This is a genomic window from Pedobacter terrae, from assembly GCF_036946585.1.
In the GTDB taxonomy this organism is placed as follows: Bacteria; Bacteroidota; Bacteroidia; order Sphingobacteriales; family Sphingobacteriaceae; genus Pedobacter; species Pedobacter terrae_C.
Map to the genome: position 1 here is coordinate 118,637 of NZ_JAQIIV010000012.1, position 9,702 is coordinate 128,338.

At 40.5% G+C, this 9,702-nt stretch carries 7 protein-coding genes; 1 reads left to right on the top strand and 6 read right to left on the bottom strand.

Annotation, left to right across the window (positions count from 1 at the left end; all coding sequences use genetic code 11):
* Positions 1-412: 412 nt before the first annotated feature.
* Genes PGN18_RS15890 through PGN18_RS15910 form a run of 5 tightly spaced genes read right to left on the bottom strand, consistent with a single transcriptional unit; the run spans position 413 to position 7,996 of the window.
* Positions 413-1,174 (bottom strand): LytR/AlgR family response regulator transcription factor, encoded by a 762-nt coding sequence (locus PGN18_RS15890; protein WP_335320572.1) that lies wholly within the window; start codon positions 1,172-1,174, stop codon positions 413-415.
* Positions 1,171-2,268, bottom strand: a complete 1,098-nt coding sequence (locus tag PGN18_RS15895; RefSeq protein ID WP_335320573.1) for a sensor histidine kinase — start codon at positions 2,266-2,268, stop codon at positions 1,171-1,173. The genes PGN18_RS15890 and PGN18_RS15895 overlap by 4 nt, the downstream gene beginning before the upstream one ends.
* Positions 2,269-2,314: 46 nt before the next feature.
* Complete coding sequence (locus PGN18_RS15900) at positions 2,315-3,724, bottom strand: TolC family protein (protein ID WP_335320575.1); 1,410 nt, start codon at positions 3,722-3,724, stop codon at positions 2,315-2,317.
* A gap of 5 nt (positions 3,725-3,729) precedes the next feature.
* Entirely contained in the window at positions 3,730-6,861 is a 3,132-nt protein-coding gene (locus PGN18_RS15905; RefSeq protein ID WP_335320576.1) for an efflux RND transporter permease subunit, read from the bottom strand.
* A gap of 19 nt (positions 6,862-6,880) precedes the next feature.
* Entirely contained in the window at positions 6,881-7,996 is a 1,116-nt protein-coding gene (locus PGN18_RS15910) for an efflux RND transporter periplasmic adaptor subunit (protein ID WP_335320577.1), read from the bottom strand.
* Positions 7,997-8,424: 428 nt separating this feature from the next.
* On the opposite strand from PGN18_RS15910, the gene PGN18_RS15915 reads away from it, so the two are divergent.
* Positions 8,425-8,985 carry a hypothetical protein gene (locus tag PGN18_RS15915; protein ID WP_335320578.1) on the top strand — a complete coding sequence of 187 codons (561 nt, stop codon included), beginning with the start codon at positions 8,425-8,427 and terminating at the stop codon, positions 8,983-8,985.
* A gap of 208 nt (positions 8,986-9,193) precedes the next feature.
* Here PGN18_RS15915 and PGN18_RS15920 read toward each other — a convergent pair whose 3' ends face one another.
* Positions 9,194-9,574 (bottom strand): Crp/Fnr family transcriptional regulator, encoded by a 381-nt coding sequence (locus tag PGN18_RS15920; RefSeq protein ID WP_335320579.1) that lies wholly within the window; start codon positions 9,572-9,574, stop codon positions 9,194-9,196.
* Between the last annotated feature and the right edge of the window lie 128 nt (positions 9,575-9,702).

The following is a 9,702-nucleotide window of genomic DNA, read 5'->3' on the forward strand; positions in this document are numbered from 1 at the left end:
AAGGATTGTGAATGAGAGCGTTGCATATCCGGATTGTTCCTATAAAATCATCATCGGATAATTTTGAGCAGCTATTACTTTTAAGGTAAAAAACTGCTTTACGCAATATACTACTTTAATAATTAAAAGTACAAATCTTAGTAAAAAAATAATATCAGAATGTAATTCTAAAGAGTAGCTTATGACAGCCAATTATTACAATAAATTTGATTGTTATTTGGCGCTACGAATATACCTTGCTAAATGATAGGAGCCTATAGTTTTTTGTCCGTTTACATCGGCTCATTTAAGCTACGCCAAAGGAAACAAGATCTAAGATACTATCTTGTATTTACTACCTGCCATTTGTGAGTTAAGCCCTCCTAACATACTTATCTTGCTTAAGACTGCTGTTATTACTTCGTATAGTTGCTCATTGGTCTAACCAAGCTTTAAATAGGGTTGCACGTTCCCTACTTACAAATGCTTCTTTCAAGGGATAGTGATGAAAAGTAACTTTGAGTTTAGAATTGAAATGATTATAAACCTTATCTATCGCATTTATATTCACAATATACTGTCTGTTGAGTCTAAAAAAAAGTGTTGGATCCAATTGTTCTTCCAGTTCTTCCAAATGTTGTGGCACAACTTCGTTATTTCCATTGGGTAAATGGGCAAACGTAATCTTATGTTCAGAATGAAAAAAGCTGACATCATTAGCAGCAAGTATTTTATATCCGTCTTTATGTGGGATTAAAAAGCGTGTTCTGATCTTTTTGTTCTCTAATGCATCAATTACGCACTGTAACCGATCGGTTATCATTGCAGAAACATCTTCTGTCCGTTGACCAACTTTTTCAAGCGCTGCACGAAGTTCCTCTTGCTCTATAGGCTTAAGCAGATAATCAACGCTGTTACACTTAAATGCCCGTACAGCATACTCATCGTAAGCTGTCGTAAAAATAATAGGGCTTTTTACTTCTACCTGATTAAAAATTTCAAAACTAACGCCATCAGCCAGCCTGATATCCATCAAGATCAGATCTGGAACGGTGTTTGCTTTAAGCCAATCCACACTGCTGGCAACAGTATCCAATACATCCAGAATTATAGCTTGCGGTTTTATGGCCAACACCAGCCTTTTAAGGCGTTCGGCATTTGGATGCTCATCTTCTATAATTAGTATATTGATCATTTTAATAAAGGTAAAATTACGTTAAAATGCTTATCCGTTTTGGTAATGACTATTTCAGGTGCATTAAGCAAGCGATAACGGTCCTTGATATTACCGAGGCCGATACCGGTACCATCCAAATGGGTCAATAATGGTTTCAATTGGTTAGACACTAAAATTTCGTTTCCTTTTGGTGATTTAATTTCGATCAGCAAAGGATCTGATTTCACGGTACGGTTATGTTTGATGGCATTTTCTACGAGAAGTTGTAATGACATGGGCGGTATCATCGCATCTTTACTGATCTGCGTAAGGTCGATATTAAAAGAGATGCCCGAGCCTATGCGTACCCTGGTCAAAAATAAATAAGATTCTAAAAACCTAAGTTCTTCCGCAACTGAAATTTTGTCTTTTCTTGAATTGACCAATAAATAGCGGTATACCTTGGCGAAGTTTTCTGCATATTCAAAGCCCTTTTGCTGATCCTGCAGGATCTGTTCTGCCAGCACACTCAGGTTGTTGAATACAAAATGGGGATCGATCTGTAACCTCAAAGCATAAAGTTCAGCCTCGCTGGCAGCCTGTTTGTGCTGGGCTGCATTTACTTCCAGCTCTAGTGCCAGCGTGGCTGTTTTCTTCCAGTTGGTGAGGAAATAATAACCGATGTTACCTGCCATGATCAATAAAGAAAGAATAACCGCCGAAGTTAGAAATTGTGAGAAAAGCCGGACTTCCTCTCTTGAATAACTAGGCTCTTTTTCCAGAAAAATAGCCACATACACCAAATGCATAAGGAGAACGGAAACCATCGCAATAACGGTTTGTAAAAGCGTTTGAACAAATAGCCGTATCCCTGATTTTTTTTCCCAGCTTAACCAGCCATCAAGTTTACGGTCTACCCAAAAACTGATCACCGTAAGCAGCAAAACAAATAGGTAAGAATGCAAAGTGTCACGAAATGCAATCCAGCCGGAACGAAAAAAATAATCTTTCCAGTAGGGATCGTATGGATCAACCAGATATAAAAGTAGGTTGAGAATCACCAGTGCAACCAAACTGACCATAATTACATGGCGTGCCGGCATTTTCTCTCTTATATACTTTGTTTTTCCCATGATGTAAAAATAAGCTTTGCCTATTGCAGTAACAAAGCTATTCCTATTATTGCAGTCCTCCGCTCAAACTTCTATATAAATCAACGGCAGACTGGAGTTTTTCCTGACGTATATTGGTTGCTTCAAGTTCAGTCTGCAGTAGATTATTCTGTGCGGTAATAATCTCAAGATAGGATGCCATGCCGTTCTGATAAAGTAGCGAAGCATCTTTTGCCGCTTTTTGCAATGCCACTAACTTTTCATCAACCAACACCAGCCGTTCTGCGGCACGTTTTTGTTTTTCCAATGCATCACTTGCCTCGCCTACTGCAGTTAGTACGCTCTGTTTAAACTGAAGTATAGCTTTCTCCTGCTCAATTGCGGCACGTCCATAAGCTGTTTTTAATGCACTTTTCTGAAATATGGGCTGGGTGAGATTGATGGCCAGGTTTTTGGCCAACGACCCAGGGAGATTGAACCATGAGTTCAGTTTAAATGAATTAACGCCAATAGATGGTGTTAAGCTGAACGAAGGATACATGGCTACTTTTGCCAGCCCCAGTTTGGCCTGTGCATTCATTACAGCCCATTCTGCTGCTTTCACATCGGGCCTTCTGCTAAGCAGCCTTACAGGTAGTGCGCTACCAAAACCTTCGTTAAGCGCCGCCACACCAAAATCTTGTTTTCTATTAATAGGAGACGGAAATTCACCACACAAAATACTCAATGCATTTTCCTGTATAGCGATGTTTTGTTTTACAAGAGGAACCAGTAATTCCGCCGTTTTCAGTTGCGCTTTTGCCTGCTGAACAGCCAATGAATTGACTTGTCCGGCGTTGTACTGCAAGGTAGTCATCTTTAATGTACTGTCGCTCAAAGTCCTGTTTCGGTCAGCGATTCTTAATTGTTCATCAAGAGACAGCAAATTATAGTATGACTGGGCTACCTGGGCAATAATCCTGGTTTGCAAAGCCCTTGTACTTTCCTTATTTGCCATAAAATCTGCATAGGCACCATCTTTTTGCATGGCGGCTTTGCCCCAGATATCGACTTCCCATGATACGCTGAACTGTGTATTGTAGTCATCTATATAACTTGTTTTGGTAAACTGCTCGCTAAGCGAACCATTTAATGAATTTTTAGACATCCAGTTTCTCGCCCCCGTTACATTCAGATCAAGGGTTGGCAGGAGCGCCTGTTTGGCTTCCTTTAATCCAGCCTCCAGCTGTTTTATCGTGAGCTTGGCAACTGCCAGATCATTATTTCGTTTTAATGACATCAAGATTAAGTGCTGTAAATTTTCGTCACTGAAAAAAAATTTCCAGGGAAGGCTTACGGAATCGCCCGTGAGCGATGAAGATTCCCTATAGTTTTTCGGCATTTGCATGGAGGGCTTAACCTGAGGCTTCCTTAGCAGACAAGACGAAAAAAACATGATGCCAAATGCCAATAATATTAAATTTTGTATTCGAATCATTTTTTCTAATCTTTAATTTTTTGAACAGAAATTTTTTCCTGCAGATATTGAAACATTATAAATAGCAGCGGAATAACAATTACGCCTAGAATTACACCAGAAAGCATACCCATGGCAGAGCTCACACTGATGGAACGGTTACCTACCGCGGTCCCTCCGGTGGCCGTCATGAGCGGAATCATTCCAACAACAAAGGCAAGAGATGTCATGATGATTGGTCTTAGCCTCGAACGTGCACCTTGAATGGCCGCTTCTACAATGGTTAAACCAGATTGGCGTTTCTGGATCGCAAACTCCACAATCAGGATCGCATTTTTGGCCAGCAAACCCACCAGCATAATGAGACCAATCTGCACGTAAATGTTATTGTCTAATCCAACTACCTTGATGCCCAGAAAAGCACCTATCACACCTGTAGGAATGGATAACAACACCGAAAGCGGTAAAAGATAACTTTCATATTTTGCAGCAAGAATAAAAAATACGAATAGCAGGCAGAGTCCTAAAATGATCACCGTTTGATTGCCGCTGGCTTTTTCTTCCAGGCTTAAGCCTGTCCATTCATAACTGTAATCAGCAGGCAGTTTTGATAGTGTTTCTTCAACCCTTTGCATCACTACTCCATTACTTACACCTGGTGCCCCGGTAACATTAATATTTAATGAATTGTATAAATTATATCTTCCTACAGATTCTGGCCCATATACTTTGTGCAGGGTTACCAGCGTAGATGCTGGAACCATTTGCCCATCTTCACTCTTTACATAGATTTCCTGAAAAGCATGGGCATTCATTCTGAATATCCCCTCCGCCTTGATATTTACCCTGTAAAATTTACCGAAGCGGGAGAAGTTGAGTGATTGGTCTCCTGAAAAATAATTTTGAACAATACTAAGCAGATTACTGACACCAACCCCCATTTGTTTTGCCTTATCCTCGTTCACTTCCAGTTCAAGCTGAGGGTAATCGGCCCTGAAGGTGGTATATGCAGTTGCTATACCTGGTTTCTTCGAGAGCTCGGCGATAATCTGATCGGCTTTTTGTTTAAGTTGCTGTGAATTACGCCCCATACGATCCTGCAGTGCAAATTCGGCACCACCAGTAACACCATAACCCTCTACAGGCGGCATCCGGAAAGCCATTACCGTACCACCTTTAACCATAGCAATGACCTGGTTAACCTGATTCATGATTTGATTGATATCTTTCACTTTACCCCGCTCCTTGATAGGTTTTACCGTAACAAAACCCATTGCATAGGACGGACCTGCTGCATTACTTAATAAATTAAATCCGGTAATAGAAGTATTCTCGCCCACTGCTTCGATTTTCGCAAGTTTGTCGCCAATCTCTTTCGTAACTTGGGTAGTCCGATTAAGCCCCGTTCCTGGCGGCATGGATAGCGCAAACATGAACATTCCATCGTCTTCCTCCGGAACAAAACTTTTCGGAGTAGCGACCATCAACCAGGCAGCCAACCCAATGGTTATTACGATAAACGCTGCCGAGATCCATTTTTTTGAAATTAAAAACCGCAGCCCACTGATATATCTATTCGTTAAGTGATTAAAACCGGCGTTGAACGCTTTAAAAAAGCGATATTTTACCCCTGTGGGCTTATCGTTTGCTGAATCAACCTGGTGATGATTTTTTAACAGTATTGCACATAATGCAGGCGTAAGCGTAAGCGCATTAACAGCTGATATGACAATGGCGATAGCCAAAGTATAGGCAAACTGTTTGTAAAAAATTCCAGCTGATCCAGACATGAATCCAATTGGAATGAAAACAGCGGCCATCACCAGCGTTATCGATATCACTGCAGCAGTAATCTCACTCATGGCAGCTTTTGTGGCTGCACGACCGTTTAAATCTGAAGTTTCCATTTTACTATGCACCGCCTCAACCACCACGATGGCATCATCTACTACAATCCCAATCGCCAGCACCAGCGCGAAAAGTGTAAGCACATTTATGGTAAAGCCCAAAAGCAATAAAAAGAAAAAAGTTCCAATAATCGCTACAGGAACAGCGATAGCTGGAATAATGGTTGATCTGATGTTTTGAAGAAACAGGAAAACGACAATAAATACCAAAATAAATGCTTCTATCAAGGTAGTTTTAACCTGACTGATGGAGAGATCAAGTTTTTCTTTTGTACTTAAGATCTTTGAAAAATGAATCCCTGGCGGGAAAGACTTTTCCAGCTTTTTAATTTCAACATCAACGCCCTTTTCAATTTCATTTGCATTAGAGCCTGTGGTTTGGTTAATGGCAATGGTAACCGCGTTACGGTTATTCGATTTATTGGCGCCCGAATAACTGGTTGACCCAAATTCTACACGTGCCACATCCTTTAGGCGGATTATATTTCCACCATTTCGTTTGACTACCATGCGTTCATAATCCTGAACAAGGTTTTTCTTTCCTTTGTAACGGATTACGTATTCGAGGGCAGAATCAGAATCCTCACCTAATTTTCCCGGGGCAGCCTCAAGGCTTTGATCTGCAATAGCAGTTAATACATCAGCAGGTACAAGCCCCAAAGAAGCCATTTTCCTTGGATTTAGCCAAACACGCATAGCATAATCCTTAGTACCAAATACCTGGGCCTGCCCTACACCCGGAACACGCTTAATCTGTGGAATTAAATTGATATTGGCATAATTTTGCAGAAAAAGCTCATCATATTTTTTATTGTCATCAGTATACAAATTAAAAATCATGATCATACTGTTCTGCTGCTTTGAAGTGGTAAGTCCGGTACGGATCACTTCCTGCGGCAGGATTGGTGTTGCCTGTTGTACCCGGTTCTGCACATTTACGGCTGCCTGATCTGCATTTACACCCTGCTTAAAAATGATGGATATGGAAAATGAACCATCGTTTGATGCTGTTGATTTAATATACTGCATATCCTCAACACCATTAATCTGCTCTTCCAATGGCGTAACGACCGAACGGATAACAGACTCGCTGTTACCTCCGGGATAGGAGCCCGAAACCATTACCGTAGGTGGGGAAATGTCCGGAAACCTGGTTAGGGACAGGCGGGTTAGCCCAATTATACCCAAAATCACAATGACAATGGAAATAACAGTCGCAAATACCGGCCTGTCTATTATTTTTTGTAACATAAAATTTCGAAGAAAAAGTTTAAGATTTTGTTTTGATTTTCGGTTTTACCTGAACACCATCATAAAGTACATCAATGCGGTTGATGGCAATCTGTTCCCCATTTTTTAGGCCCGATCTGATAATATAGACATCACCGCTCTCGGCCTTTATTTCGATAGGGATCAGCCTAACCTTATTGCTATCAGCCAGGCAATAAACAAAAAACTTATCCTGAATATCTTTAACAGCTGCTTTAGGAACTAAAAGGATATTTGATATCGATTCTTCAATAACGACATTTGCGGAGCCGCCAGAACGCAAAATTCTTTTTGGATTATGGAATACGGCTTTCATGCTAACCGTTCCCGTTACCCGGTCAACGTTTCCGCTAGCAATATGCAGCTTACCATTTTCAGGATACTGCTGTCCATCCGCCGTAACCAGTCCAATGTTCATTTTGGCGGTGCTATCCACATATCCAGAATGTAGGCGCATAAATTCTGCCTCACTAACCGAGAAATAAACATATACTGAACTGATATCTGAAAGCGTGGTTAATGGAGTATTGTCAGTTGCAGAAATCAGGTTACCTACGCGGTTTGGAATCCGGCCGATGTAGCCGCTTACCGGTGCTTTGATCAGGGCAAAACCAGCGTTTATTTTAGATGTCCCAACAGTGGCTTTCGCCTGAGCTACTTGCGCGTTAGCTGCCTGTAGGTTGGCTTCAGCTGTCTTCAACTGTATTGGCGACACCACACTTCCGCCAACAAGTGATTTCATTTTTTCTACTTCGATCTTTGCATTAGCCTGCGCTGCAATTGCAGCCTGCAAAGCGGCCAAACTGTTACTAACCTGTTCCTGAAAAACTTCTGACTTGATTTTAAAAAGTAACTGCCCCTTCTGTACGTAATCACCTTCATTAACAAATATTTTTTCCAGATAACCGCCTACCTGGGCTTTGATATCAACGTTCACGAGTCCCTCTATATTTCCCGGGTACGTTTGTTTTACTGTTGCGCTGCTTGGGTTTAAAGTGATAAAATCAGTTTCCAAAGCCTGGGGGTGTTCGGTAGAAGCATTTTGAGGTCCTCGGCTGCACCCCACCCATAATAAAGAGATACAGAGCCAGCTGAAAGATTTTTTTGTTATGCTCATTTTCATGATAATCTTCAAAGTAGAAACAGGCCCTATTACCTGTTTGGCCACAAAATAAAGATGTATCAGGGCGACTTTTATCTATAATAATACCTAAGTGCCGAAAATGGCATCCAAACCGTAGTATTCGGTTCCTGAAGCAAATTCCTTAAAGAAATTTTAATGGTAAGGTGGCAAAGAGCTATACTAATGCTTTAGTATTTAAATAATTGCTAAATCCGGTTAAATTGAAATGAATCAAGTATCATCTTGAGCAAAATCAAGAAAATAGCAGTGTGTAATAGTGAATTTAGTGCATTGACTAATTAGTTCACAGCGTGCGATAGACAAACAATACCATAACCTTCTAAAAGGATAACTCATTGGCTGTCTCGTTAAAGGCATAAATAAGGAACGGGCATGTTATTCTAATCATAAAAAAATTGGAAATGGAAAAAATAGAAATTAAGCTTTTTTTGAAAATGTTCCTGCCATTAATTGATCGAAGCAAAGGCGGTGAAGCACTCAGGTGTCTTTTTAGGCATACTACTGCACTAAACATACGCAAAGGAGAAACGCTTTTTCCAGGAAACATTTCAGGTACAGCCGGTCAGATTATTGTGATATGCAGTGGCCTGGTTAACGGATTTCTGCAAGATAATAAATGGGGAAATACCAATCTTTGGTTAGGACAGGAAGGTAGCATCTACATCTGCAACGGCCAAAACAGTGCCAAACCAGAAAACCTTAATCTGGAAGCTATAGAGGATAGCATGATTTTTTTGATTGATTATGAAGACCTGGAAAAATGCTATAAATCACAGCCGGAATTAGCTAAGTTATTCTACTCAAACCTTCTTCCGAGTGCCATGAAAGATGTTAACGAGAGAAACATCATCTTTCGTCTGCCAGATGTAGCCTGTAGAATTACGCGTTTCCAACAATCTTATCCAGGACTGTACGAGCGCCTGCCAAAAGACCTACTCATTTCTTATGCTTTATGCGGATAATTACCAGAAGGATATGCTTTTTTCCTTAGTTATGCTAGATCTTTGACAGACGACTGTGCTTTAATAAAGGTTACAGCACACTTCTCATATTCACTGAGACAAGATGATGAATTGCTTTTCAAACATTTTCGCTAACCTTTCTTCGAATAGCCCCTTACAGTTAAGCATAATATCAAAGATTCACCTACCAGTTAATTAGTAGGTAATTTTACACATTTTTTAACTGCTCAACTTTTTTTAAAATGATATCGTTCCCATCCTTTTCAATGAGGCCTTCCTTAGCAAAATCGCCAAGAATTCTGCTAAGGGTTTCCGAAGCAATTCCAATCACATTTGCGAGATCGTTTCTTGGAAGCGTAAGACGCATATTATCAGACGTCTTATTTTCCTTTTTTGCTAATTTAAGAATCGAACTAGATACTCGTTCCCGAACAGTGGCATGAGCCAGCTCCAATGCTTGTTCATCCATTTCATGTATCATATTTGCCAATTTTTTAGCAAAAAAATTGGCCACTTCCGGATGTTCCTGAACCAGCCTGTTAACAATCCCTAAAGGAATAACCACCACCTGCGAATCATCAACAACCATTGCAGTGTTTGACACGCGCGACCCCCGAAATAAAATCCTGGAAACCAAAGTATTCACCAGCGTAATATAATTCCGTGACCAGTACACGACCGGAAGAATCTGCAATAAAAGTTTTTACTTTTCCTGAC

Coding starts and splice junctions, on each gene's coding strand:
- PGN18_RS15915 (WP_335320578.1), top strand. CDS start 8,425: ATGGAAAAAATAGAAATTAAGCTTTTTTTGAAAATGTTCCTGCCATTA.
- PGN18_RS15905 (WP_335320576.1), bottom strand. CDS start 6,861: ATGTTACAAAAAATAATAGACAGGCCGGTATTTGCGACTGTTATTTCC.
- PGN18_RS15910 (WP_335320577.1), bottom strand. CDS start 7,996: ATGAGCATAACAAAAAAATCTTTCAGCTGGCTCTGTATCTCTTTATTA.
- PGN18_RS15900 (WP_335320575.1), bottom strand. CDS start 3,724: ATGATTCGAATACAAAATTTAATATTATTGGCATTTGGCATCATGTTT.
- PGN18_RS15920 (WP_335320579.1), bottom strand. CDS start 9,574: ATGGTTGTTGATGATTCGCAGGTGGTGGTTATTCCTTTAGGGATTGTT.
- PGN18_RS15890 (WP_335320572.1), bottom strand. CDS start 1,174: ATGATCAATATACTAATTATAGAAGATGAGCATCCAAATGCCGAACGC.
- PGN18_RS15895 (WP_335320573.1), bottom strand. CDS start 2,268: ATGGGAAAAACAAAGTATATAAGAGAGAAAATGCCGGCACGCCATGTA.